20 protein-coding genes, 2 tRNA genes and 3 pseudogenes are annotated in these 25,472 nt (G+C 70.7%); 13 read left to right on the top strand and 12 right to left on the bottom strand.

Annotated features, from left to right (window positions below; genetic code table 11):
* Nucleotides 1-8: 8 nt before the first annotated feature.
* On the bottom strand, nt 9-1,277 hold the full coding sequence (locus DJ82_RS13255) for a hypothetical protein (protein ID WP_094582029.1): 1,269 nt from the start codon (nt 1,275-1,277) through the stop codon (nt 9-11).
* 120 nt (nt 1,278-1,397) lie between these two features.
* Between DJ82_RS13255 and DJ82_RS13250 the strand changes: the two genes are divergently transcribed.
* Nucleotides 1,398-2,753, top strand: coding sequence for a RimK/LysX family protein (locus DJ82_RS13250; protein WP_176451048.1), 1,356 nt, complete (start codon nt 1,398-1,400; stop codon nt 2,751-2,753).
* A 346-nt stretch (nt 2,754-3,099) separates the two neighbouring features.
* Here DJ82_RS13250 and DJ82_RS13245 read toward each other — a convergent pair whose 3' ends face one another.
* Complete coding sequence (locus DJ82_RS13245) at nt 3,100-3,696, bottom strand: DNA-3-methyladenine glycosylase (protein WP_094522070.1); 597 nt, start codon at nt 3,694-3,696, stop codon at nt 3,100-3,102.
* 164 nt (nt 3,697-3,860) lie between these two features.
* On the opposite strand from DJ82_RS13245, the gene DJ82_RS13240 reads away from it, so the two are divergent.
* Nucleotides 3,861-5,852, top strand: a complete 1,992-nt coding sequence (locus DJ82_RS13240; RefSeq protein ID WP_094557071.1) for a 3-hydroxyacyl-CoA dehydrogenase/enoyl-CoA hydratase family protein — start codon at nt 3,861-3,863, stop codon at nt 5,850-5,852.
* 17 nt (nt 5,853-5,869) lie between these two features.
* Here DJ82_RS13240 and DJ82_RS13235 read toward each other — a convergent pair whose 3' ends face one another.
* The 3 genes from DJ82_RS13235 to asd all read right to left on the bottom strand — a co-directional run bounded on the left by DJ82_RS13235 (nt 5,870) and on the right by asd (nt 7,890).
* Nucleotides 5,870-6,496 carry a class I SAM-dependent methyltransferase gene (locus DJ82_RS13235; protein ID WP_094522072.1) on the bottom strand — a complete coding sequence of 209 codons (627 nt, stop codon included), beginning with the start codon at nt 6,494-6,496 and terminating at the stop codon, nt 5,870-5,872.
* 78 nt (nt 6,497-6,574) lie between these two features.
* Nucleotides 6,575-6,787, bottom strand: a complete 213-nt coding sequence (locus DJ82_RS13230; RefSeq protein ID WP_094522073.1) for a hypothetical protein — start codon at nt 6,785-6,787, stop codon at nt 6,575-6,577.
* Between the two features lie 56 nt (nt 6,788-6,843).
* Entirely contained in the window at nt 6,844-7,890 is a 1,047-nt protein-coding gene (gene asd / locus DJ82_RS13225; RefSeq protein WP_094526104.1) for an aspartate-semialdehyde dehydrogenase, read from the bottom strand.
* Between the two features lie 254 nt (nt 7,891-8,144).
* Between asd and DJ82_RS13220 the strand changes: the two genes are divergently transcribed.
* Nucleotides 8,145-9,824: a Na+/H+ antiporter NhaC family protein gene (locus DJ82_RS13220; protein ID WP_094582028.1), complete on the top strand. Its 1,680-nt coding sequence runs from the start codon at nt 8,145-8,147 to the stop codon at nt 9,822-9,824.
* Nucleotides 9,825-10,088: 264 nt separating this feature from the next.
* Here the strand turns inward: DJ82_RS13220 and DJ82_RS13215 are convergent, their stop codons facing one another.
* Both DJ82_RS13215 and DJ82_RS13210 read right to left on the bottom strand, forming a co-directional pair.
* Entirely contained in the window at nt 10,089-11,180 is a 1,092-nt protein-coding gene (locus tag DJ82_RS13215; protein ID WP_094557072.1) for a hypothetical protein, read from the bottom strand.
* Nucleotides 11,177-11,365: a hypothetical protein gene (locus DJ82_RS13210; RefSeq protein ID WP_094522077.1), complete on the bottom strand. Its 189-nt coding sequence runs from the start codon at nt 11,363-11,365 to the stop codon at nt 11,177-11,179. Before DJ82_RS13210 ends, DJ82_RS13215 begins: the two co-directional genes overlap by 4 nt.
* Nucleotides 11,366-11,693: 328 nt before the next feature.
* Between DJ82_RS13210 and DJ82_RS13205 the strand changes: the two genes are divergently transcribed.
* Complete coding sequence (locus tag DJ82_RS13205; protein WP_094582027.1) at nt 11,694-12,425, top strand: MBL fold metallo-hydrolase; 732 nt, start codon at nt 11,694-11,696, stop codon at nt 12,423-12,425.
* A 143-nt stretch (nt 12,426-12,568) separates the two neighbouring features.
* Here DJ82_RS13205 and DJ82_RS13200 read toward each other — a convergent pair.
* Nucleotides 12,569-12,641 (bottom strand) — tRNA-His (locus DJ82_RS13200).
* 197 nt (nt 12,642-12,838) lie between these two features.
* Here DJ82_RS13200 and DJ82_RS13195 point away from each other — a divergent pair.
* The 6 genes and pseudogenes from DJ82_RS13195 (at nt 12,839) to DJ82_RS13170 (ending at nt 18,248) form a co-directional block, all read left to right on the top strand.
* Nucleotides 12,839-13,294, top strand: a complete 456-nt coding sequence (locus DJ82_RS13195; RefSeq protein WP_094526118.1) for a DUF5814 domain-containing protein — start codon at nt 12,839-12,841, stop codon at nt 13,292-13,294.
* A 728-nt stretch (nt 13,295-14,022) separates the two neighbouring features.
* A pseudogene (locus DJ82_RS13190) lies at nt 14,023-14,858 on the top strand (COX15/CtaA family protein).
* 148 nt (nt 14,859-15,006) lie between these two features.
* Nucleotides 15,007-15,810: a basic amino acid ABC transporter substrate-binding protein gene (locus DJ82_RS13185; protein WP_094522080.1), complete on the top strand. Its 804-nt coding sequence runs from the start codon at nt 15,007-15,009 to the stop codon at nt 15,808-15,810.
* A 1-nt stretch (nt 15,811) separates the two neighbouring features.
* Nucleotides 15,812-16,579 carry an amino acid ABC transporter permease gene (locus DJ82_RS13180; RefSeq protein ID WP_094522081.1) on the top strand — a complete coding sequence of 256 codons (768 nt, stop codon included), beginning with the start codon at nt 15,812-15,814 and terminating at the stop codon, nt 16,577-16,579.
* The gene (locus DJ82_RS13175) at nt 16,576-17,322 is read left to right on the top strand and encodes an amino acid ABC transporter ATP-binding protein (RefSeq protein WP_094582026.1); all 747 of its coding nucleotides are present in this window, start codon (nt 16,576-16,578) and stop codon (nt 17,320-17,322) included. The genes DJ82_RS13180 and DJ82_RS13175 overlap by 4 nt, the downstream gene beginning before the upstream one ends.
* Nucleotides 17,322-18,248: an amino acid ABC transporter permease gene (locus tag DJ82_RS13170; RefSeq protein ID WP_094582025.1), complete on the top strand. Its 927-nt coding sequence runs from the start codon at nt 17,322-17,324 to the stop codon at nt 18,246-18,248. The genes DJ82_RS13175 and DJ82_RS13170 overlap by 1 nt, the downstream gene beginning before the upstream one ends.
* 24 nt (nt 18,249-18,272) lie before the next feature.
* Here the strand turns inward: DJ82_RS13170 and DJ82_RS13165 are convergent, their stop codons facing one another.
* Nucleotides 18,273-19,358: a zinc-dependent alcohol dehydrogenase family protein gene (locus DJ82_RS13165; RefSeq protein WP_094582024.1), complete on the bottom strand. Its 1,086-nt coding sequence runs from the start codon at nt 19,356-19,358 to the stop codon at nt 18,273-18,275.
* A 309-nt stretch (nt 19,359-19,667) separates the two neighbouring features.
* On the opposite strand from DJ82_RS13165, the gene DJ82_RS13160 reads away from it, so the two are divergent.
* Nucleotides 19,668-20,771, top strand: coding sequence for a HAMP domain-containing sensor histidine kinase (locus DJ82_RS13160; RefSeq protein WP_094582023.1), 1,104 nt, complete (start codon nt 19,668-19,670; stop codon nt 20,769-20,771).
* Nucleotides 20,772-20,794: 23 nt separating this feature from the next.
* Here the strand turns inward: DJ82_RS13160 and DJ82_RS13155 are convergent.
* Nucleotides 20,795-22,311 (bottom strand): annotated as a pseudogene (locus DJ82_RS13155) (replication factor C large subunit).
* A 173-nt stretch (nt 22,312-22,484) separates the two neighbouring features.
* Here DJ82_RS13155 and DJ82_RS13150 point away from each other — a divergent pair.
* Together DJ82_RS13150 and DJ82_RS13145 are read left to right on the top strand one after the other, a co-directional pair.
* On the top strand, nt 22,485-23,321 hold the full coding sequence (locus DJ82_RS13150) for an alpha/beta fold hydrolase (RefSeq protein WP_094582022.1): 837 nt from the start codon (nt 22,485-22,487) through the stop codon (nt 23,319-23,321).
* A 91-nt stretch (nt 23,322-23,412) separates the two neighbouring features.
* A pseudogene (locus DJ82_RS13145) lies at nt 23,413-24,016 on the top strand (DsbA family protein); the annotation flags it as partial.
* Nucleotides 24,017-24,065: 49 nt separating this feature from the next.
* Here DJ82_RS13145 and DJ82_RS13140 read toward each other — a convergent pair.
* Nucleotides 24,066-24,136, bottom strand: a tRNA-Pro gene (locus DJ82_RS13140).
* A 46-nt stretch (nt 24,137-24,182) separates the two neighbouring features.
* On the bottom strand, nt 24,183-25,463 hold the full coding sequence (locus DJ82_RS13135) for a succinylglutamate desuccinylase/aspartoacylase family protein (RefSeq protein ID WP_094582021.1): 1,281 nt from the start codon (nt 25,461-25,463) through the stop codon (nt 24,183-24,185).
* Nucleotides 25,464-25,472: the final 9 nt, after the last annotated feature.

Genomic DNA, 25,472 nt, shown 5'->3' with positions numbered 1-25,472 from the left:
GTCTCCGGTCACGGGCCCCGTCGGGTCACCCACTCGGCCCGCGACGCGTGCTCCCGCGCCCGCTCCGCGATCGCCGCCCGATCCAGCGGGCCGTCCTCGGTTATCACCCCGGTCAACAGATCCCCCGGAACGCGCTCGAAGATCGGGTTCGCGACGCCGATCGGGCGGTCGCCGTCGTACACCGTCGCCGCGTCGCCCGACTCCCGAACGACCTCGTCGGCCGTCGCGATCTTGTCGGCGGCGGCGACGACGTACACCGGGACCGCGGCCTCGGCCGCCGCCAGCGCGAGCGGGTACGACCCGACCTTGTTCGCGACGTCGCCGCCGGGCAGGACCCGGTCGGCGCCGAGCAGGACGCACCCCACCTCACTCTCACGAACGAGACCGGGGAGCGCGGCGTCGGTCGCGAGCGTGACGTCGACGCCGGCGGCGGCGAGGCCCTCCGCGGCGGCCACCCCCTCGCGGCTCGGTCGGGACTCGCCGACGACGACCGGGCGCCCGACCCGACGCAGCGTGTGCGCGACGGTTCCGGACCGCGACAGCGTCGCCGTCTTCCCGGACGCGTCCGCGAGCGCGGCCGCGGCCCGCTCCGCGGCTTCGCGGTCCGCGTCGAGCGCGTCGTCGAGCGCGTCGACGGCGCGGTCGTGGATCGCTTCGGGGGTCCGGTCCGAGCCGATCATCGCCCGGTCGACCCGGTTCCGAACGACGACCATGCTCGGGCGGGCGCGGCGGAGCACGCGAGCGCGGTCCGCGATCCGCTCGACCCCGCCGTCCAGGGCGCCGAACGCGACCGCGCCGGCCGTGTCGCGGACCACCTCCAGCGCCCGGACGGAGAGCCACGCGGCGCCGTGCGTCTCGTCGGTCCGGAGCAGGTCGACGTCGGGCGCGACGCGGCGGTAGCTCTCCCACAGCCGCGGCGCCGCCTCGCGCGTGAGGAACGCCGTCGGCGACAGCCACTCGCCGTCGACGGCCATCGGGTCGGCCGCCGCGTCGTCGCCCGCGCCGCCGGCGCCCTCGAACAGGAACGGGTACACGGTCCGGTCGGTCGCCCCGTCCGAGACCGACAGCGGTTCGCCGCCGCGGACGAGTTCGAAGCCGCCGCTCGGGGCCGCCCCTCGGAGCACGCGTCGCGCGCTCTCCGCCGGGTCGGTCTCGTCCGCGCGCACCTCGCCGACGAGGGCCTCGAGCGCGTCGGCGGTCCCAGCGCCGTCGGCGCGACGTGCGGTGCAGAACACCCTCGCGCGGCGTCGAGCGAACGCCCTGACGATAGCGCTCACGCGTCCGCGTTCGGTCGCCGGAGCAATAACCGTGCGCGTCCCCGGTCGATGTCTTCGCCCTGTCGCCGCCGACCCTCACCGATCGGGCGACCTTTTACCCGGGGCCACGCAGGTGTGGGCATGAGTTCGGACCCGGTCCGGGTGGGAGTGCTGTCGCTGCACAACAGCAAGGAAACGAAGGCGATCTGCAACGCGGTCGAAGACCTGGGGCACGAGCCCGTCTGGCTCCGCGAGGAAAACGCCGCGATCAGCGTCGAGGACGGCGACGTCTCGGTGGAGCCCGCCGTCGATGTCATCGCGAACCGCCTGCTGTTGTCGAACACCGACCAGCCCGCCGAACTGCTCGGGCTGGCGACGACGTTCGAGCGCATCAGGCCGATGCTGAACGAGCCGAACGCCGTGCTCGCGTCGATCCACAAGTTCGCGACGGCGGCGACGCTCGCGGACTGGAACATCCGCGTGCCCGACGCGCTGCTCGCACTCTCGAACGACCGGCTCAACGAGGGGCGCGAGCGCTTCGGCGAGGTCGGCGTCTACAAGACCGCGATCGGGACGCACGGCGGCGGCACGTGGAAGGTCGACCTCACCGAGCGGGTGAACCCGAAGGTGGGCAACCGACAGGCGTTCCTCCAGAAGCTCATCGACCGCGACGACGAGGAGCACCGCGACCTGCGCGTGTACATCGTCGGCGACGAGATCGTCGGCTCGATGTACCGCTACGCGCCCGAGGGCGACTGGCGCACCAACGTCGCGCTCGGCGGCGCGGTCGAGGACGCCACCGACGACATCCCCGAGGAGGCCGCCGAGACCGCGCTGTACGCGGCCGACGTGATGGACCTCGACTACGCCGGGGTCGACCTCGTCGAGGGGTACGACGGCTGGTACGTCCTCGAAGTGAACCCGACGGCCGGGTTCAAAGGGCTCTACGAGGCGACCGGCACGAGCCCCGCCCCCCACATCGCGCGGCTCGCTATCGAGACGGTCGGCGGCGAGGTCGACGACGACGAGGTCGAGCGCATCGCGGCCACGCTCGACGACTCGCGGCCCTCCTGCGCGCCCGCCCCGAAGCCGAGCCCGACCGAACAGCCCGACATCGGCTACATCGAGGAGGTCGTCGTCACCGGCACCTCCGGCTCCACGCAGGCGCTCGCGAAGTCCGACACGGGCGCGACCCGGACGAGCATCGACACCCAGCTCGCCGCCGAGATCGGCGCCGGCCCGATCAAGAGCATGACGCGCGTGAAGTCGGGCAGCGTGAAGGGCGGGAAGGCCCGCCCCGTCGTCGACCTCGTGATCGGTATCGGCGGGAACCAGCACACCGTCACCGCCAGCGTCGAGGACCGCGGCCACATGGAGTACCCGCTCCTCCTCGGCCGCGACATCCTCACGGACTACCGCGTCGACGTCCGACGGCGCGCCGACACCGACGAGACGGAGCGCACCGAGGCCGGCGAGATCCTCGAAGAAGAGGAGTAGACGGGTTCGCGGTCGACTATTTAAGGAATCACGGTGGCGCGCCTCCGAGCGGTCGCCACCGGCGACCGCGAGGAGACCGCGAGGGAGTCGGTCGCCGCAGGCGACCGACGAGGCTGGGGAGGCGTGAGGTGCGGGGCGGTCGCGGTCCCGCGAGCGAAGCGAGCGGGAGCACGGAAGTCGCAGCACGCGCAGCGAACGAAGTGAGCGAGCAGGACCGTCTTCCGGCGGTCCCGCGAGTCCTCACGGCTGGGGCTTTGGAAGTGTTCACCGTTACTCCGCAATCACCTATTTATAAGCGAGCGGCTGGGACGTTTGAACGATCCACCGTCGAACCGGGGGCAACAGCTCACGACTCGTACTCGGCCCAGACGTACCGCGTCCCGTAGCTCCGGTACGGGCGCCACGCCTCGGCGATCTCCCGCATTTCTCCCCGAGTCAGCTCCGCCCCATCGTTGTACACTTGTTCGATCCCCTTCCGCACCGCGAGGTCGCCGAGCGGGAGCACGTCCTCGCGTCCGAGCGCGAAGATCAGGTACATCCGCGCGGTCCACTCGCCGACGCCGCGGATCTGGGTGAGCCGGCCCACGGCCGCCTCGTCGCTCGCGTCGGCCAGCCCCTCGCGGGTCAGGTCGGGGTCGCCGTCGCGGAACGCCTCGGCCGTCGCGCGCAGGTACTCGACCTTCGTCCCGCTGAGCCCGGCCTCGCGCAGGGCGCCCTCGTCGGCCGCGAGCACGCGGTCCGGCGTCGGGTCGCCGCCGAGGACGTCCAGGAACCGCTCGCGGATGGCCGCCGCGGAGGCTGTCGAGAGCTGCTGGTTCACGATCGAGGTGCAGAGGCGCGCGAACTCGTCGGCCGCGGGCTCGATCGCGAGCCGACCGTGTCGGTCGATAAGCGCCGCCATCGTCGGGTCCTCCCGCAGGGTCGCCGCGACTCGGTCGTCCATCGGTCCGGGGTTCGGGCCGGAGCCACCCGACCGTTTCGGTCGCGGCCGCGGTTACGCTCTCGACGACCCCGTCGGCCCGCGGGTCGGACCCGATATAAACTTACCTTGGGTTTCCCGTTTGGAAGATGGAAACGTTCAACCATGACGGTTCCGACCGTTGCCGTATGCAACTGGAAGACGTCCAGCACGTGACGGTGCTCGGTGCCGGAAATATGGGCCACGGCATCGCGGAGGTCGCCGCCCTCGCCGGCTACGACGTGGCGCTGCGGGACATCGAAGAGGAGTTCGTCCAAGACGGCTACGACCAGATCGAGTGGTCGCTCGGCAAGCTCGCCGAGAAGGACCGCATCGGCGACGACGAGGCCGAGGCGGCGCTTGACCGCGTCGAGGCGTACGTCGACCTCGAGGAGTCGCTGGCCGACGCCGACGTGGTGGTCGAGGTCGTCCCCGAGAAGATGGCCATCAAGAAGGACGTGTACGACGAGGTCGTCGAGTACGCGCCCGAAGAGGCCGTCTTCGTCACCAACACCTCCAGCCTCTCGATCACCGAGCTCTCCGAGGTCACCGACCGGCCCGAGCGCTTCTGCGGGATGCACTTCTTCAACCCGCCGGTCCGGATGGACCTCGTCGAGGTCATCTCCGGGAAGCACACCTCGGAGGACACCCTCGAACTGATCGAGGGGCTCGCGGAGTCGATGGGGAAGACCCCCGTCCGCGTCCGGAAGGACAGCCCCGGCTTCATCGTCAACCGAATCCTCGTCCCGCTGATGAACGAGGCGGCGTGGATCGTCGAGTCCGGCGACGCCACGATGGAGGCGGTCGACTCCACGACGAAGTTCGACATGGGGCTCCCGATGGGCTCGTTCGAGCTCGCCGACCAGGTCGGGATCGACGTGGGGTACCACGTGCTGGATTACATGCACGAGACCCTCGGCGAGGCGTACCGCCCCTGCCCGCTGCTCGTCGAGAAGGTCGAGGCGGAGACGCTCGGGAAGAAGACCGGCTCGGGCTTCTACGACTACGAGGACGGCGAGGGCGCGCAGATCCCCTCGGACGCGATCGACGGGGACGTCCGGAAGCGGCTCCTCGCCGTGATGGCCAACGAGGTCGCCGGGCTGATCGGGAACGACGTCGCCGACGCGCCCGCCATCGACCGCGCCGTGATGCTCGGTGCCGGCTTCCCCGACGGCCCCGCGAAGCTGGCCGACGGCGAGGGGCTCGACGAGCTGGTCGACGTCCTCGACGACCTCCGCGAGGAGACCGGCGAGGCGCGCTACGAGGCGACCGACTACCTGCGCGAGGCCGCCGAGGCGGGCGGGTTCCACGGCGGGACCGACGACGGGGAAGACGCCGAGGGCGACGACGCGCTCGCGGACTACGACACGCTCAACGTCTCCGTCGAGAACCGGGTCGGTCACGTCGAGATCGACCGCCCGCACCGAATGAACACGATCAGCGGGGAGCTGCTCGACGAGTTCGCGGACGCGATCGACCGGCTCGACGAGCACGACGAGGTACGGGCGATCCTCCTCTCCGGCGCCGGCGACCGCGCCTTCTCGGCCGGCGCCGACGTCCAGAGCATGGCCGCCGGCGGCGCGGAGCCGATAAGCGCCGTCGAGCTCTCGCGGCAGGGGCAGCAGACGTTCGGGAAGCTAGAGGCGTCGGACAGCCCCGTCGTCGCCGCCATCGACGGCTACTGCCTCGGCGGCGGGATGGAGCTCGCCACCGCGGCCGACATGCGGATCGCCTCCGACCGCTCCGAGCTCGGCCAGCCCGAGCACGACCTCGGGCTCCTCCCGGGCTGGGGTGGTACGCAGCGCCTCGCCCGGATCGTCGGCGAGGGGCGCGCGAAGGAGATCATCTTCACCGCCGAGCGCTACGAGGCCGAGACGCTGGCCGACTACGGCTTCGTCAACGAGGTCGTCCCCGGCGAGGAACTCGCCGAGCGCGGGCGCGAGCTGGCCGAGTCGCTCGCCGCCGGCCCGCCGATCGCCCAGAAGTATACGAAGCGCGCGATGCACGCCGGCCGCACTGACGGCGAGGCGGGCTTGGAGGTGGAGGCGATGGGCTTCGGCCACGTGATGAACACGGACGACCTCATGGAGGGCGTCACGGCGTTCATGGGCGACGGCGAGCCGGAGTTCGAAGGGAAGTGAGGTTCCGTTCGCTCCGCCTACCTCCCCAGCTCCGCGGCGAAGAACGTCCACCGCCCCTCGTTCCCGTCGTCTAGAGAGTCGGCGGCCTCCCGCTCGGCCTCGACGGTGAAGCCCGCTTCTCGAAGGTGTTCGCGGGTCCGGGCGGCCCCGGCGATGTACCACTGCATCTCGACGCCGGTGTCGAGCCAGTCCGGGTTCGTCCCCGCCCACTCGTCCGTTCCCTCCGAGAGGAGCAGCCGTCCGCCGTCGACGAGCACGCGAGCGAACTCCTCGAGGACCCGTCGGCGCTGGTCCCGCGGGACGTGGATCAGCGAGTGGTACGCCGTCACCGCGTCGAAGGAATCGGCGCGAAAGGGGAGCGCGGCCACGTCGCCCTGCACGAGCGACGCGTCCGGAACGCTCTCGGCGGCCAACTCCAACTGCGTTCGGGAGACGTCCAGCCCGGTCGCGGTCGCAGACGCGCTCAGGTCGCGCAACACGGGTGCTCCCTGCCCGCACCCCGCGTCGAGGACGCGCGCCGACTCGGGCAGCGACCGGCGGAACCGAGCGAGGATCGCTCTCCCGCGACCCTCCCGACCGCGGTCGGCGGCGTACGTCTCCGCGAGCGCGTCGTAGCCCCGACGAACGACGTCTTTGTCCACCATGTGAGCCGAATCCGAGACGCGGCTGTTGAAGCCTTCGGTCGCCGGAGGCGACCGCCGGTCCCTCGCTTCGCCGTTCGACTACAGCGGGGTGTCGGCCGCCGAGACCACTTGTCCGCCGACGCTGACGACGAGGTACGCGACGGCCGCGACGAACAGCGCGGCGCCGAGGACGTTCGAGATTCCGGGCAGCGCGGACTCGACGAATTCGGGGAGGGTCGTCGCGCCGGACAGCGGGACGAGGAGCACGGCGACGCCCCTGCGGAGGGACCGTTCGAGGGTCGTCTCTGACATAGCGTCGGGAGCGGAACGCGGAGAAGTAAGTTTCTGACGGTCGCGGGTCGGCTCGCTTAGACGTACCCTTCCTCGACGAGCAGCTCGCCGTTCAGCAGCGAGGCGCCCGCCGCGCCGCGGATCGTGTTGTGTGCGAGGCAGTTGTACTTCGCGCCGGCGTCGGTCGACTGGACGCCGCCGGCGACGATGCCCATCCCGTCCGCGTACGTGCGGTCGAGGCGGGGCTGCGGGCGCTCCGGCTCGTCCTCGCCGAACACCTTGATGAGCTGGTCCGGGGAGCTCGGGAGCGAGCCGACGCCCTCGAACGAGCGCATCGCCTCGCGGAGGTCCGCGGCCGAGGGGTCCTCGGCGAACTCGGCGAAGACGTTCTCCAAGTGACCGTCGAGGGTGGGGATCCGGTTACAGGAGGCGGCGACGTCGGCCTCGTGGAGGTTGACCTCCGCGCCGTCGAACTCGCCGAGGAGCTTCCGCGACTCCGTCTCCATCTTGTTTTCCTCGCCGCCGATGTGCGGGATGGCGTTGTCGAGGATCTCCATCGAGGTGACGCCGGAGTAGCCCGCGCCTGAGACCGCCTGTAGCGTGGAGACGCGGACGCTCTCTAGGCCGAACCGGTCGATCGCCGCGAGGGTGGGCACCATCGTGATCGTCGAGCAGTTCGGGTTCTTCACGAGGGCGCCGTCCCAGCCCCGCTCGTCGCGCTGGACCTCGATCAGGTCGAGGTGGCCGGGGTTGATCTCCGGGATCGTGAGCGGGACGTCCGCCGCCATGCGGTCGTTCGAGGAGTTCGAGGAGACGACGTACCCCTCCTCCAGGAAGGCGGGCTCGACTTCGGCGGCGACTCCAGAGGGGAGCGAGGAGAACAGGAGGTCGACGTCGTCGTCCGCGATCCCCGCGGGCGTCGTCTCCGTCACCGTCATCTCCGCGACGCTCTCCGGGATGGGCGTGTCAACGCGCCACTTGGCGGCCTCGCGGTACGTCTTCCCGGCGCTGTCCGCGCTCGCGGTGACGGCCGCGAGGTCGAACGTCGGGTGATCGTCGAGCAACTGGATGAACCGCTGACCCACGGCGCCGGTGGCGCCGAGGATGCCGACTCGTACAGACATTGCGCGTGGGTCGGTCACAGGGACGTAAGTGCGTTCGGATACGCGCCGATTCCGCCGGTCGCGGGCGGTGACCGCCGTCGTAGCGTCGACCGAGCCGGTCGACGATCCATCGTCGAGAGCGATCACCGATCGACGAACGGTCGCTCACAGCGAATATACAGCTATGTAAATTCGCCTATAAGTTATATTTCCGGTGATACGTCAACTCTCGTGTCGGGGAGGTATTAAATACTCTCGCGTGAGTGGTGGTGGCCATGACCGACTTCGGAGCGCTGTCCGTCGCCCCGCCGTTGCTCGCGATCGTCCTCGCGGTGATCACCCGGAAGGCGGTGCTCTCGCTGTTCCTCGGCATCTGGTCCGGGGCCGTCATCGTCACCGGCGGGCTCGGGATCGTCCAGACGTTCGAGTGGATCGTCGCGGCGGTCTCCGACGAGTTTCAGGCGACGATCCTCGTGTTCACCCTGCTTCTCGGCTCCGGCGTCGCCATGGTGTGGAACCTCGGCGGCACCGCCGCGGTCCGCGACTGGGCGCTCGACCGCCTCGACTCCCAGCGACAGGCCGGGCTCGTCGCCTGGGGGCTCGGGATCGTCCTCTTCTTCGACGACTACGCGAACACCGCGATCGTGGGGTCGGCGATGAAGGACGTCTCCGACCGCCTCCGGATCTCCCGCGAGAAGCTCTCGTACATCGTCGACTCCACCGCCGCGCCGGTGGCGACGCTGGGGATCTCCTCGTGGGTCGCGTTCCAACTCTCGCTCATCGCCGAGGGGTACGACTCCGCCGGGGTCGCGGCCGCGAACCGGCCCGGCACCTTCGAGGTGTTCGTCTCCTCGATCCCGTTCAATATGTACGCCATCCTCGCGATCGTAATGGTCCTCCTGATCGTCGGCTCGGGCCGCGACTACGGCGAGATGCTCACGGCCGAACACCGGTCGTGGACCGCCGGGAAGGTGACCCGAGACGAGGCGGTGCCGATGCAGGACGTCGCCGGCGAGCTCGGCGATCCCCCGGCGTCGACGCCGCGGCTCGCCAACTTCTTCGTGCCCGTCGCTGTGCTGATCGCCGTGACGGTCGGGACCGCGCTGTGGTCCGGCGAGTTCTCACCGGTCGGCTTCGGCGGCGACCTCCTCGCCGGCGAGGGCGGCGCGGCCGGCGGGCGGCTGTGGGACGCCGCGCTCAACGCCTCCTACGAGGTGGCGCTCATGATCGGCTCGTTCGCGATGGTCGCCAGCGGGTTCGTCCTCGGACGGGCCTACGACATCTTCGGGGTCGGCGACGCGACCGAGTACACGATCGACGGGTTCGGGATCATGCTCACCGCGGCCTCCATCCTCGTGCTCGCGTGGGGGATCGGCGAGGCGATCGACGCGCTCGGCACCGGCGCTTACGTCGCGAACGTCGCCGTGGGCTCCGTCTCGGCCTCCCTCCTGCCGGCGCTCGTGTTCGTCGTCGCCGGCCTCATCGCGTTCTCGACCGGCACCTCGTGGGGGACGATGGGGATCGTCACCCCGATCGCGATCCCGATCGCGTGGGAGATCAGCGGCGGCGGCGCGGCGGGCCACACGCTCGTGGCGGCGATGGTCGGCGTCATCTTCTCGGGCGCCATCTTCGGCGACCACAGCTCGCCGATCTCCGACACGACCGTCCTCTCGGCGACGTTCGCCGGCGCCGACCTGATCGACCACGTCCGCACGCAGATCTACTACGCGGTCACGGTCGCGGCCGTGGTCGTCCTCCTGCTCGTCGTCTGGGGGGTCACCCGGGTAACGCCGCTCGCCCTGCTCCCGTTCGGCGCGCTCCTGCTCGCCGGCCTCGTCTACCTGCTCTCGGAGTTCGACGCCTCCCGGCGCGGGATCGACCCGGTCTCCGTGTCGGAGCGGCAGGACGACGAGAGCGGCGCCGTGATCGTCGCCGGCACCGAGCAGGACGACTGAGCGCGCGGCGGACCTTTTAAACGCGTCCGCCGGCTACCGTCGGACGCGCGCCCTCAGTCCCCGCCCGAGTACTCCCCGATGGGAGCGATGACAGCGCGGAGAACCCAGGCGCGTCACATCCGGTCGCTGACGCGACCCGCCCGTCGCCGCGCAGGCTACCGCCCGCCACGAGGGTTTCCCGGTCGACGCGGCACGCCGCCGGAGATGAGACCGGTCGTTAGTGTTGCGGGCGACATTCCTCCCCCGGAGAGCGGCCGCGCTCGCCTACTCCGTGTCCCGCAGCACCAGCGGTCCGATGGCGAGCGTCCGCTTCGCGAGGGTGAGGACGCGGACCACGTAGGAGACGAACAGCGAGAACGGGAGCAGCGTGACCGCGAACGCGCCCGCGACGACCAGCGTGAGGTGGTCGACCCCGAGCGTGCGCCCCGGGAACGTCCCGACGTCGACGACCGCGACCATGGCGCCCGCGACGACCAGCGCCGGCACCGCGGCGTAGAGGATCAGCCGCGAGAGGTCGATCAGCGCCCACTGGAAGTACAGCGTCTTCACGTGCTCGCGGGCGGGACCGAACAGCGACAGGGCCTCCGTCAGGTCCCCGAGGAGGTCGCGCTCGTCGTCGGTGAGCGCCTCGCCGTGGTCGGCGGCGACGCGTTCCGCGTGCGCTATCTCGCGGCCGTACGGGAAGTCGAGCGCGGCGAACACCACGTCGAAGGAGCCGAACCGAGTGCCGTCGAGACGGTCGCGCACGGCGTCGGCGCTCTCGCCGACGGACGACGCCAGTTCGTCGACGTCCTCCCGGAGGGCGGGCTCGTCGGGACGGTCGGTCTCGCCCGTCCCACCCGCGTCACGGTCGCGCACCGACTCGCGGAGGGCGTCGGCGCGCTCCGACGCGACGCCGAGGAGCGCGTCGAGGAAGGAGGCCGGATTGGTCGGCGCCGGCGAGCCGAGGAGCTCCGCGACCGTCTCCCGGACCGCGAGCGCGCCGTCCATGCGATCGCGCTGGTCGCCGAGCGGACCGTTCTCCTGCGTGAGTACGAGCTGACCGATCGTGACCACCAGCGTCGCCCCGGTGACGATCGCCGTGATCATCGCCGAGAACAGCGTCTCGATCGGGTCCTTCGCCTCGACCTTCGCGGCGAGAGACGGGGAGATTCCCGCGGCGATTGCGACCGACACGACGAAGACGAGGACCGTCAGCGCCCCGGCGACGACGAGCCGGTTCGCCCGCAACAGGAGCCAGAGCTTCAGCCGGCTCTCCCCGGCCCGTCCGCGCATCGTGCCGGCGGAGTCGTCGGTGGCGTCGGGCCGGTCGGGTCGGTCGGCGGCGGCTTCGTCCGCGTCGCTCTCGGCGGTCATCGGGCCTCGACGCGCACCGACGGGTCGGTGACGCCGTGAGTCGCGTCCGCCTCCCGGTCGCCCATGTCGTGCTCGAACCCCTCCTTGAGCGGCGGTCCGTCGCGCCGCCTGCGGCCCGCGAGACCGCCCGCGACACCGGCCGCGTCGGCCCCGGTTCCCGCTCGGATACGATTCCGGCGTCTCACGGCGACTCACGTCCGTACATGACGGGGGACACGACGCCCGTCCGGCACATAAATACACGGTGCGTTACGCGAACAGTTCGGGCGACTCCGGCGCCGTGAGCGGATTTTGGCGCGGCCTATCGAACCGCCACTCCGGGCGACGGCCACGCGGTGCTGACGGTCGCGTCGCGGTGGCTAGGCCGACGGTTCTCCCGCTCCGAGGGCGCCATCTCCGTCCGCTCAGAGCCGGCCCGGTTGGCGCTCGGGCTTCTCCGGACCTTCGAGCGACGCCGCCGGGGGGCGTTGTCCCGCCGCAAGCCACAACCGCGCGCTCGCCGAACGGACCCGTATGTCCGCCCCCGACCTCAGCGTCACTCTCGTCCGCAACGCCACCGTCCTCGCGACCGTGAACGGGAGCACCTTCCTCGTCGACCCGCTGGTCGCGTCTCGGGGCGCGCTGCCGCCCATCGACGACACGCCGAACGACCGCGCGAACCCGCTCGTCCCGATGCCCGACGTCGACCTGTCGCACGACGCGGTGATCGTCACCCACCGCCACCCGGACCACTTCGACGACGCGGCGACGGAGGCGCTCGATCCGGACGTCCCGGTGTTCTGCCAGCCGAGCGAGGCCGACGCGTTCGTCGACGAGGGGTTCACCGACGTGCGACCCGTCGAGGACGCGGCGTCGTTCGCGGGCGTCGACCTCCACCGGACCCCCGGTCGCCACGGCCACGGGGAACTGGCCGAGAAGATGGGTCCCGTCTCCGGCTTCGTCCTCGACGGCGACGAGACGCTGTACGTCGCCGGCGACACGGTCTGGTACGAGCCGGTCGCGGAGACGCTGGACCGGTTCGAGCCGGACGCCGTCGTGCTCAACGGCGGCGAGGCGCGGTTCAATCAGGGGCCGCCGATCACGATGGGCGTCGACGACGTCGCCGCCGTCCGCGAGGCCACCGACGCGGCGGTCGCCGTGGTCCACATGGAGGCGATCAACCACTGTCTGCTCTCGCGCGAGGAGCTCCGGTCGGAGACGGAGGACGTGCTGGTGCCGGAGGACGGCGAAGTTATCGGGTTCTAGCCGCGCGGCTGTCTCAGTGGTGGCTTTTTGAAGGAGGTCCGGGTGCGAGAATCGAACCCGAGGCGAGACTCGCTCCGCTCGTCTCGCGTGATTCAATTTCGCCTTCCGGCCTTGTCACTCCTCCCTGCGGTCGTCGTGAGAAGGTCCGGGTGCGAGAATCGAACCCGAGTCTCAGCCTCCACAAGGCTGAAGGATAGTCCACTACCCTAACCCGGACACGCGTCGATATCTACCCCGCTTTGATAAATAACCGTTACGACTCCCGGACGGGCGTGTGACCCGATGCCGTTCGGCGATCGGTCGCGCTCGACCCGGGTCGGTGACCGGCCGCGCTCGGCCTCGGACGACCGTTTCACCGACGGCGACGGCGACCACGACGTTTTTACTGCCAGCCGGCGTATCTCACGATAACCGTGGCGTTCACCGACAAGATCTACGTGAAGAACCACCGGCAGCTCGCCTCCCAGCTTGAGGCGAACGTCCCGAAGGGGGCCTTCGCCGGCGCGACCCTCGACATGCTGTTCACCGGTGACGGGCTCTCGAAGCTCGACTCCACGACCCGCGACCGCATCCTCGACTTCGCCGAGGACTTCCTCGACTGCGACTGTCAGGCGAACCCCTACTGCGGCTGTCCCGAGGAGAAGTTCATGCGATACGTGCTGGAGCTTCGGGCCGAGGGGCTCGGCCCGCAGGCGATCGTGGACGTGATGACTGACGACTACATGGTGTACGCGTACACCGGCGACGTGCTCTCCTTCCTCGACGACGCGGTGCGGAACCTGGAGGCCGTCGAGACCCTCGCCGACGTCGAGGGCAACGAGGAGATGTCCGAGCGGGCGCGGCGAGCGAAACGAGAGCTGTCGGGGTAAGACGAAACGAGGAGCTGCGATTCCGTCGGTTCGAACGTTCACTTATATATCGTTTCCGTCGGTGGGGCGGTGAACGCTCCCGAACCCCCAGCCGCTTACTTATAAACAACTGATCTGGAATCAACGGTGGACACCCCAAAGCCCCAGCCGCGAGGACTCGCGCGACTCGTTGCGCTCCTCGCTCGGTCGCTCTCGCTCCCTCGCTGTGGTGTCGGCGGCGGCTTCGCCGCCGGCTGCCCGTGGCGCGTAGCGCCACGCTGCTTCCGTCGTCGTGCTTCGTCCTTCCGGGAGGCTTCGTCTCCCGTCTTCCCGCTCGCGTTGCTCGCGAGAATCGCGACTGCCCCTTTGAATCCCACCCGACCGCCGGAAGACGGTCCTGCTCGCTCACTCCGTTCGCTGCGCGTGCTGCGACTTCCGTGCTCCCGCTCGCTTCGCTCGCGGGACCGCAACCGCACCGCCGCCTCACGCCTCCCCAACCTCGTCGGCCGCCCTCCGCGTTGCTTCGGGCGGCCGACTCCCTCGCGCGAGCGAGTCGCGCCCTCCGGGCGCTCCTCGGCACGCGCCACCGCGTTCCTATTTATAAATCGTGGCGCCGGCTTCCGGCCGATTCGTCTTCCCGTCCACGTGGAGCCTCCGAACGGTCTAAGTGCGCTCGCGCCCGAACTCGATCAATGAGTCTTCGGCCCGCGTGGCTGACGTTCAGACGATACGCGGCGGCGACGACGGGGATGACGCTGACGCTGTTCGCGCTCGGCGTCTACACCGCGGCGACCGGCTCCGGGCTGGCGTGCGAGGCCCAGTGGCCGCTCTGCTCCGACCAGCTCATCCCCGCGCTGACGATCAACCCGGACTTCATCGAGTGGTTCCACCGGGCGTGGGCGATGATCACCGGGTTCCTCATCATCGGGACCGCCGGCTGGACGTGGCTCGGTAGCTTCGACCGCCGGACGCGTCTCGCGGCGACGCTCGCGGTAGCCATCCTCCCGCTGCAGATCACCGTCGGCGCGATCACCGTCACCGTCGGCGGTCTCGTCCCCGGCGGCTACACCGTCTCGACGCACGCGGCCCACCTGATCGTCGCGCTGACGATCTTCACGCTGCTCGGACTGACGACCATCTGGGGCGGCGGCCGGGGGTCGGCGCGGCTCCTCCGGATCGCGGCGACCGTCGGACTCGTCGGGATCGTCGCCAGCGCGGTGTTCTCGCGGGCGGTCCCGTTCGTGACGTACTCGCCGGGCGCGCAGGCCGGCTTCTACGCGACCGGGCTCGCGGGGCATCTCGGACTCGTCGCGACGGTCGCGTTCGCCACCGAGGCGGTCCGGTCGGGCTACGCGGGCGTGAGTCGGTCCACGGCCGCCACGGTCCGACTCCTCGCCGCCGGAGCGATGGCCGCGCTCGTCGCGACGCTCCTCCTCGGGCGCGACCTGGTGTTGTACACCGCGGGCTGGGAGCGGATCAATCTCGCCGCGCTGGGCGTCGCGGTCGCGCTCGCGGCGGGCGCGGCGTGGGTCGCCCGCGCGCCGACGGCGCGGGCACCGCGACGGAACCGATCGGCGGCGACTGACCGCGGTGGCGACTGACCGGACCGACGTCGGACCCCCCTCCGCGGCCGAGTCCCGCCCGATCGATCGGGCGGGACTCGGCCGACGGCGGACGAGAGGCGTCCCGCTCGCGGAGGAAAGGTTGAAATCAGTCCCCGTTCTCACACCGGTATGTCACATCGAACGGAGACCGACGTGAGTCGTCGGACGTATCTGAAGCTGACCGGCGGCGCCAGCGCAGTCGGGCTGTCCGGCGTCGCCGGGTGCCTCGGCGACGGCGGAAGCGGCACCACGATCACGCCCGGTACCGCGCCGGGGTTCCCGCCGTTCGAGATGCAGCAGGACGGCGAGCTCGTCGGGTTCGACATCGATCTGCTCGAGGCGGTCGTCGAAGAGACCGAGTACGAGATCGGCGAGTGGGCCACCTTCGAGTTCAGCTCGCTCATCCCGGCGCTCACGCAGAACGAGGAGATCGACGTGATCGCGGCGGCGATGACGATCAACGACGAGCGTCGGGAGACGATCGCCTTCTCCGACCCGTACTGGGAGTCGGACCAGGCGATCCTCGTGCGCGACGGCGGCGACTTCCAGCCGTCGGGCTGGGAGGACTTCGAGGGCGTCAGCGTGGGCGCGCAGTCCGGGACGACCGGTGCCGACCAGGTGCAGTCGAACCTCGTCGAACCGGGGGTCATCGCCGAGGACGACGCCAGTACGTACGGCAGCTACGTCCTCGCCGTCGAGGACCTCGAAAACGGCAACATCGACGCCGTCGTCGTCGACAACCCGGTCGCCGAGACGTTCGCGGCCAACCGCGACGTGACGGTCGCGTTCGTCGAGGAGACCGGCGAGCGGTTCGGGTTCGGCCTCCGTCAGGGCGAGTCGGAGCTCCAGTCGGCGCTGAACGACGGCCTCGCGACCGTACAGGAGGACGGCACGTACGAGGAGATAACCAACACCTGGTTCGGGCAAGAGTAGGATGTCTGCCGCGGGGACGCTCGCGCTCGCCGCGGTCGAGAGCCTCGGCGCCGCGGCCCTAAACTGGCCGTTCGTCGGCGAGGCCGCCGACTGGGAGTTCGTCTTCAGGAACGCGGACTACCTCGGCGTCGGCGCGCTGTTGACGATCGGGCTCACATTCGCCTCGATCCTCCTCGGCTTCCTCGTCGGCTTCCCGGCGGGCGCGGTCGAGGTGTACGGCGACGGCTACCTCGAACGGGCCGTCAACGCCGCGGGGATCGTCCTCCGAGGAACGCCTATCGTCGTGATCCTCATCGTGATGTACTTCGTCGTCGGCGTCCCGCAGATCAACCTCGGGGTCGCCTCGATATCCTCCGCGGTCACCGCCGGGATACTCGGGCTCGGCCTCCGCAGCGCGGCCTACCAGTCGCAGATCTTCCGTGCGGCGCTGTCGAGCGTCGATGCCGGCCAGCTGGAGGCCGGCCGCTCGATCGGGCTCTCGCGGTTCGAGGCCGTCCGGTACGTCGTCGTTCCGCAGGCCCTGCGCCGGTCGATCCCGGGGTTCCAAAACGAGTTCACGATCGTGTTGAAAGACACGAGCATCGTCTTCGCGATCGGGCTCGCGGAGCTGTTGACCCGGGGATACGACCTGTTCTCGGAGCAGACGACCGCGGTGCTCGAAGTCATCCTCTTCATCAGTGCCATCTACTTCGTCCTCACGTTCACGACGAACCGCGCGCTCGATTACCTCGGCACCCGCTACGCGATCCCGGAGGGTGAGTCGGCGTGAGTGACGGCGACTTCCTCGGCGTGACCGACGTCTCGAAGTGGTACGGCGACGAGCAGGTGCTCCACGACGTCTCCTTCGAGATGGACCGCGGCGACGTGACCGTCCTCATCGGCCCGTCCGGCTCCGGCAAGTCGACGATGCTGCGGTGCGTCAACCGCCTCGCCGAGGCGCAGGAGGGGTCGATCCGGCTCGACGGGGAAGAGGTGCTCTCGCCGGACATCGACGTCGACGACCTCCGCAGAGAGGTCGGCATGGTGTTCCAGGGGTTCAACCTGTTCGCGCACTTAACCGCGCGCGGCAACGTCGCGCTCGGTCCCCGCCGCGTGCTCGGGCTCTCTGAGTCCGAATCCCGGGAACGGGCGGCCGCGCAGCTCGACCGCGTCGGGCTCGCCGACCAGATGGACTCCTACCCCGCCGAGCTGTCCGGGGGGCAGCAGCAGCGGGTCGGCATCGCCCGCGCGCTGGCGATGGAGCCGAAGCTGATGCTGCCCGACGAGCCGACGAGCGCGCTGGACCCGGAGCTCATCGGCGAGGTGCTGGAGGTGATGCACGGGCTCGTCGACGAGGGGATGACGATGCTCGTCGTCACCCACGAGATGAGCTTCGCCCGCGAGGTGGCCGACGAGATCGTGTTCCTCGACGAGGGCCACGTCGTCGAGCGCGGGCCGCCCGAACAGCTGTTCGAACGACCCGAGAAGGAGCGGACCGGCCGCTTCCTCGAACGGATCGAGAGTCACGACTGATGGCGAGCGCGACGAGACCCGCGACGGTCCGGGAACGCGTGGCCGCCGCCGACCGCGCGGTCGGTCGGCTCCTCCTCGTCGCCGCCGGCGCGCTGTTCTGGGGTTGGCTCGTCGTCAGCTGGGTCAACCGGTGGCTCGGCGGCGTTCTCGTTCCGGTCGGGCAGCCGCTCGTTCCGGCGGGAGCGGTGGAGGCGACGCTCGCCGCGCTCCCCGGGCTCGCGGCCTACGCGAGCGACGCCGCGTTCGTCGTGGAGCTCTCCCCGGACCTCGCGCGGGGGACGTGGCTCACGGTCGTTATCACCGCCGTGAGCCTCGTCCTCGGGTTCTTCATCGCCGTCCCGCTGGCCGTGGCGCGGGTGTACGGTCGGTTCTCCTCGTGGCTCTCGCTCGGGTACACCGAGCTGCTGCGCGGGACGCCCCTGCTGGCCCAGCTGTTCGTGCTCTACTACGGGCTCAACCTCGCGAGCTACGTTCCCGGCGCGCTCTCGGGCGTCTTCCCGCGGAACGTGGTGTGGGTGGCGATCCTCGGGTTCACGCTCAACGGCGCCGCCTACCAGGCGGAGTACATCCGCGGCGCCTTAGAGAGCGTCGAGGAGGGCCAGATCACCGCCGGCCGCGCGATCGGGCTCTCGAAGCTGGAGACGATCTACTACGTGGTGCTCCCGCAGGGGCTCCGCTACGCGATCCCGTCGTGGACCAACGAGTTCGTCTACCTGATCAAGTACTCGTCGCTGGCGGCGTTCATCACGGTGCCGGAGCTGTACTACCGGGCCGACCAGATCGCCTCCGAGACGTTCCGGTACACGCTCATCTTCGTCGTGACCGGCGTGACGTACCTCGCGCTCGTGCTCACCGCGTCGAAGCTGATGGCTCGCGTCGAGGGAGCGGTCGCCATTCCCGGGCTGGGCGTCGAACGGGAGGAGTGAGGCGCTGACGGCCGCGCGCACGGCCTACCCCTCGAAGTCGGTGACGACCTCGACCCCGTGCACGTCGTACTCGCCGAGCGCGGCGAGCCGGTCCGGGACCGCAGAGAGCGCGATCTCGTCGCTCACGAGCGCGCCGGGGTCGACATCGGTCGCCTCGACGAGCGCGAACAGGTCGTCGTAGCTCGTCGGCGGCATGCCACGAGAACCGACGAACGACACCTCCCAGCGGGTCATCCAGTCGGTCGGGAGCGACACCTCGCCGCGCTCGGCCTCGGTGGTCAGTCCCACCTGGACGTGGGTCCCGCGGGGCCGAACGGAGCGGACCGAGTTGCGGCAGGTCTCGGCGATCCCGAGCGCGTCGACGGAGACGTCGGCGCCGCCGTCAGTGAGGTCCCTGACCCGGTCCGGGACGGAGTCGTCGGCCTCGACGTCGGGAGCGTCGGCCGCGTTCACGAGGGCGTCGGCGCCGATGTCGCTCGCGAGCGAGAGCGCGTCGTCGTCGACGTCGACGGCGACGACGCGGGCGCCGAGGGCGTCGCCGATCTGGACCGCCGAGAGCCCGACCCCGCCGCAGCCGTGGACCGCGAGGGCGTCGCCGCCGGACAACCCCGCCCGTTCGGCGAGCGCGTGGTAGGCGGTCATGTACCGGCAGCCGAGCGCGGCCGCGGCGGTCGCGTCGAGCCACGGGGGGCGCTCGACGAGGTTGTAGTCGGCGGCGGGGACGGCGACCCGCTCCGCGAACGAGCCCGGCGCGTCCGCCTCGAAGCCGAGCGCCCGCCCGTCGGCGCAGACGTTGCCGGCCCCCCGGCGGCAGTACGGGCACGTGGCGTCGCCGAGCGAGAAGGGGACGACGACGCGGTCGCCGGGCTCGAAGCGGTCGACGGACGTTCCGACTGCGACCACCTCGCCCGCGGGTTCGTGGCCGAGCACCTGCCCGCGCGGGACGCGGTCGTCGGCCCACTCGCCGTGGCCCATCCAGGCGTGCCAGTCGCTCCGACAGACGCCGCAGGCCGCCACGCGGACCACCGCCTCGTCGGGTCCGGGTTCGGGGGCGGGCACCTCGCGGACCGCCAGCGGTTCGCCGTACTCGCGAAGGATCGCCGCGCGCATAGCCGTCGAGAGGAGACGGAGCGTGGTAAACCCTCCCGGCCTCGGATAGCCCCGAACCGGGGGCGGCGCCTCGGGTCGGCTCGGATAGCTCCGGATACCCCCAATTTACACCGTCAGACACGCATTTTCTACTTGATATAAAAGTCCGATCTGCTTGCTGCGGATGTCAATAAATCGGGGTAAAATGCTATTTTCGCCACGTTACGCCTTGATTTCATACGAACCGAGATTGATACCGACAGTCAGACAACTGATAGTTAAGTAAGGTTTAATATCCTATACGATAGCGATCGAAACGTGTCACTACCGATGGAGCGCCGACCGGGCGTCGCCTATCGACGCCCCAACGGCGATCCGGACCGATTCGTCGTCGAAGCCGGCGGCGAGTCGCGGCTGGACGTCGACGCCCTCCCACGGACCGGCTGGTTGGAGGCGACGGCCGAGGCGGACCGTCAGCGCCTCCGGTCGGCGCTCGACGGCGGGGACGTCGACGTCACATACCGCCTCGCGACCGGCGACGGCCCCCTGTGGGTCCGGGAGTGCGGACGCCGCGACGGGGACGGCGACGTCGTCGGCTACCTCCTCCCCGCCGGCGAGGGAGACGAGCGTCGCCGCCGGCTGGAGCGACAGCGCGAGCGCCTGGAGGAGTTCGCCAGCGTCGTCTCCCACGACCTCCGGAACCCGCTCTCGGTCGCCGTCGGGAACGTCGAACTGGCGAAGGAGTTCGAGGGCGAGGCGGCCGACGAGCGACTCGACCGAGCCCACGAGGCGCTGGACTGGATGGACGACCTCATCTCCGACCTCCTGGCGCTCGCCCGCGAGGGACACACCGTCGAGGAGACCGCGACGGTCGACCTCCGGGCGGTCGTGGACGCCGCGTGGCGGACGGTCGGAGCCGGCCCCGAGGCCGCGCTCGTCGTCGAGGACCCGCTTCCGACGGTCGAGTGCGACCGGAGCCGACTCCGACAGGCGTTGGAGAACCTCTTCCGCAACGCGATCGAACACGGGGCGTCCGACGACTGCTCGCCCGGCGAGGTGTCCGGCGAGGGCGACGCGGACGTCGGCGACGCGACGAGCGGGAGCGTCGAACCGGCGGACGGGTCGCTCCGGGTCCTCGTCGGGGTTCTCTCGGACGGGTTCTACGTCGCGGACGACGGCCCCGGAATCGACCCCTCGGAGCGCGAGTCCGTCTTCGAGCCCGGCCACACGACGGCTGACGACGGCACCGGGTTCGGGCTCGCGATCGTCGAACGGATCGCGGAGGCCCACGGCTGGTCGGTGTCCGTGACCGAGGGCCGAGCGGGCGGGGCGCGGTTCGAGTTCGCGGGCGTCGAGAGCGTCGACGAGGTCGACTCGACGGAGTCGGACCGGGAGAGCGTCGCCACCGAACCGGGCGGCTCGCCGCCGACGTAGCGCCGCGAGCGGCGACGGCGTGCTCAGAAGAAGTCGCTCAGCCCGGCCTGTCCGTCGTCCTCTTCGTCTCCGTCGCCGCCGTCGCGTCCGGCGTCGCCGGCGTGACTGAGGTCGCCCCCGGCCGCGTCGTCAGTGGTCCCGCCGCTCGCGCCGGGGGCCGGCCCTTCGCGCGGCGGCGCCGCGGCCCGGTCGGCTCGGTTCGCCTCCGCCGCCCGCGCGCCGCCGGCGAAACGCGCCTTCGCGTGGTCCTCCATCCGACCTCGCGGAGCGCCTGCGCGTCCTCGACGATCGACGCGACCTTGTTGGTCGACTCGCCGGAGCCGGTGACGAAGGCGACGCCCGCCTCGTCGAGGTCGTAGGCCGCCGCCATCGCGACCGTCAGCTCGCGCGGCTTGCAGTGGTGCGTGACCGTCTGCAAGAAGGGGAGCACCTCGCGGCGAGCGGTGGCGATACTGCAGCCGCTGGCGGCCGCGATCTGTCCGACCACCTCGTCGGCGGTCGCGTCCGAGGAGCTCCAGAACTGCGGGCGACCGTAGCGGGTCCACCCGCCCTTCTCCCCGTCGCGGGCGGCGGCGACCCCGGCGGCCGCGTTGTCGGTCGCGTAGCGCCAGTAGGTGTAGTTCTGCGTGGCGCGCACGCGACCCAGCCACACGTCGGCGTTCGCGAGGAAGTCGTACGCCCGGACCGCCTCCGACGGCTCGTACACGTCGAGGACGTTGTTCTCGATCCACTTCGTGAGGTCGTCGGGGGTCTCGTCGACGGCGTACGCCGACTGCAGCGCCTCCTCCGCCGACTCCTCTTTGAGGACCGCGTCGAGGAACGGGAACAGCCCGAGCGCCTTGTCGCGGTCGCCGGTGACCACGTCTTCGATCGCGATCGAGTCCCGCCCCTCCGTGGCCGCCTGCAGGTCGTTGATCGCGCCGCGGAGGTCGCCGCGGTTCCGCTCGGCGATCCGCTCGAGCGCGTCGGACTCGAACTCGATTCCCTCCTTGCGACAGACGTCGCGGAGGACGGGAACGATGGAGCGCGCGGAGACGTCGCGGAACTCGATCTCTTGAGTGGCGTCGCGCAGCCCGCGCGCCATGTCGTAGTAGTCGTTGGCGATGAGGACGATCGGCTGGCCCGACTCCTTGACGAGCTTCGTGATCGCCGAGGCGCCGCCGCGGTCGTAGTTGCCGTGGATGTTGTCGGCCTCGTCGAGGATGACGAGCTGGCGGGAGGCCGTGTCCCCGCCGGTCGCGCCGCCGCCGGCCGCGCTCCCGCCGAGGGTGGCGTTGCGGGCGGCCCGCCCCGCGAAGCGCTCGATGACGTCGGCGGTGCGCTGGTCCGAGGCGTTCAGTTCGACCGTCTCCCAGCCCATGTCGCTCGCCAGCGCGTGGGCCGCGCTCGTCTTCCCGACGCCCGGGCTCCCGTGGAGCACGACGGCCTCGCGGTGGTCGTCCCACGAGCGAGCCCACTCCGCGAACGCGTCACGGGCCTTGTCGTTGCCGCGGACCTCCGAGAGGGTGCTCGGGCGGTACTTCTCCGTCCAATCAGCCATTACCCGCGGTAGGTCGGTGCGGCGTTTAGTGGTTCCGGAGCGGTGGGAGGCGGTGGGCGCTTCCCCGGGGCGACGGCGTCCCCGCTCGCGCTCCGCCCGGTTGTGCGTATCGCTGCTACTACGCACCACGCATTTCTCCCATTGGGCCGAACCCCCACGGAGGTGAAACCGCGATGACGACGACGTACGCCGACTGGACGGACGCACAGGAGCGGACGACCGTCGCGGTCGACGACCACGAGGTCGAGATGGCGTACCGAGACGAGGGGACGGGGGATCCGGTCGTGTTCCTCCACGGGATCCCGACGAACTCGTACCTCTTCCGCGACCAGTTCGAGGCGATCGCGACCGAGCGGCGCGCGATCGCACCGGACATGATCGGCTACGGCGGGTCGGCGATGCGCGACGGGTTCGACCGGCCGATTCGCGCCCAAGAGCTCGCAGTCCGCGGGCTCGTCGACGAACTCGGGTTCGACGCGATCGACTTCGTCGGCCACGACCTCGGCGGCGGCGTCGGGCTGCGCTACGCGGTGCGGACCCCGGACGCCGTCGACCGGCTGGTGCTGTCGAACTCCGTCGCCTACGACTCGTGGCCGATCGGGACGATCACCGACCTCGGCCTCCCCGAGACGGCACGGGAGACGAGCGTTGAGGAGCTGCAGGGGATGCTCGACGCGCTGTTTCGGGACACGCTCCTCGGCGACGACCACGACGAGGCGTTCCTCGAGGGAATGACGGCGCCGTGGGCCAGCGAGGAGGGCGTCACGAGCGTCGTCCGCAACGCGAGCGCGACGAACACCAGCCACACGACGGAGATCGACCCCCGAGACGTGACCGCCGACACGCTCCTGTTGTGGGGGACGGAAGACGAGTTCCAACCGATCGAGTGGGCCGAGCGGCTCGAAGCCGATATCGACTCCTGCGAACTCGTCGGCCTCGAGGCCAACCACTGGGTCCCGGAGGACCGGCCCGCCGCGTTCACCGAGCACCTGACCGACTTCCTGTCGTAACGGGTCCGGTCGGACCCTCCGGTACCGGAATTCAGTCGGCACCCGACCGCCCGCGGTAATGAGTTCGGACGAGGCCGTCGTCACGATCTAGTCGGATTACGTCTGCCCGTTCTGCTACCTCGGGCGCCGGTCCTTGGCGGCGTACCGGGAGACGCGGGAGCGCGATCTCGATATCGACTGGCACCCGTACGACCGCCGGGGGCACAAGCGCGGTCCCGATGGCGAGGTCATCCACTCGATCGACGACGGGGAAAGACGACGAGTACTTCGAGCGGGTCCGACGGGACGTGGACCGCCTCCGAGATCGGTACGACGCCGAGGCGATGCTCGACCTCGACGACCTCCCCGAGCGCGTGGACTCGTTCGACGCGCAGGTCGCCTCGCTGCACGTGAGCGAGGAGCGCCGGGACCGGTGGCCCGACTTCGACGAGGCGATATTCGAGGCGCTCTGGGTAGACGGACGGGACATCGGCGACGCCGACGTGCTGGCCGACCTCGCCGAGGACGCGGGGCTGGACGCCGACGAAATACGGACCGCGATCGCCGACGAGGAGCGGCGCGACCGGCTCCGGAGCGACTTCTCCGACGCGCGGGACGCGGCGGTCTCCGGCGTCCCGACGTTCAGGTAGGACGGACGCACGGCCCGGGGCGCGGTGCCGCCCGAACAGCTGGACCGGCTCGTGGAAGGGGTCTGAGAGGGCCTCTCGGCGACAGCGGCGCCGCTAACTGTTTGAGAAGTCGAAGTGGGACCGCTGAGAGTCGAACTCAGGTCATACGGACCCCATCCGCATAGGATACCACTACCCCACGGTCCCTGTCTGCACGCGGAGAAATGAGAGTGCGGTAATTAAGGACTTCGCTTCACTCGTCGTCGTCCTCGCGCGGGACCACGAGGTCGCCGTCGTCGCGTACCGCGAGGTTCCCGATCGGGTCGCCCTCGTAGACCGCCAATCCCTCGGCGCGGCCGAGCACGTAGCCGTCGCGGTCGGCGCGGACGGTCCCGCGGCGCTCACCGGTCGCCGAGACCACGTCGGCGAGGACGTCGCCCCCGGCGAACGCGTCGCCCGCGGCGACGCGGTGACGGATCAGCCCGGAGACGTCGGTCGTCGGGCCGCGGAAGCGACGGACCGGGAACTCGACCGGCGCGGGGGTGGGGCGGTCGATCGGCCTCCCCACGGAGTCCGGAACGTCCTCGGCCGCGAGGATCCCCATCTCGACCGCGACCGCGAACACCCCCGCGACGCCGGCCTCGACGAGCGCGTCGTCGACGACGCTGTGCGCGCCGAGTTCCGCGGTGAACGCCGGGATTCCGGCCTCGTTGAGCACGGCGCCCGCGGTCGAGCGCTGCAGGTTCTCCTCGACGTACTCCGCGGCCGGGTACTCGCGCAGCGTCGGGAAGCCGAAGGCGTCGACGAGCCGCCCGAGCTCGTCCGAGAGCGCGACCGCGTCGTCCTCGCTGCGGCGCTCCCCGTACAGCACGCGGTCGCGGATCGCGAACGGTTCGCTGGCGACGCCCGCGGTGTGACAGTCGATCAGGGCGTCGGCGACGACGCCCGTTCCCGCGGGCTCCGCGACCGGGGGGTCGACCGGCTCGCGGTCCGACCCGTCGCGGCCCGCGCTCGCCGGACCCTCGACGGCGCCCTCGACCGTCTCGCCCGTGATCGCGGCGTACAGCCTGGCGTCGATCCGCTCCTGTAGCTTCGGCGGCCGCGCGGACTCCGCGTCGGCGTCCGGGAAGTGACGGTTCGGGTCCTCGTCGTCGTAGTACGTGTGGCGCGAGTTCCGTCTGAGACCGGCGGGCGAGACGACCGGCACCGCGACGACCGCGCCGGCGAGCGCCGCGAGGGCGTCCTCTGCGAGCGTCGCGATGGCGTCCTGCACGACGGCGACGCCGGTCGCCTCGTCGCCGTGGACGCCGCCGGTGAGCCACAGCACGGGCCCGTCTCCCGACCCGTTCGCGACGACGACCGGGAGCCGCTCGGCGGCGCCCGTCGGCAGCTCCGCGACCTCGAACCACCCCCGGGCGACCTCGCCCGGGGCGGCGCTCGCGGTGCCGAGGGAGACCGGTCGACCGCCGCGCTCACCGGAGTCGCCGTCCTCGGAATCGTCGCCGTCGGGCCCGCTCCCTTCGCTCTCGTCCATACCCCGACC

Origin of the sequence: Halorubrum sp. Ib24 (genome assembly GCF_002252745.1) — an archaeon.
Taxonomy (GTDB): Archaea; Halobacteriota; Halobacteria; order Halobacteriales; family Haloferacaceae; genus Halorubrum.
This window is presented reverse-complemented; position numbering and strand designations above follow the sequence as displayed.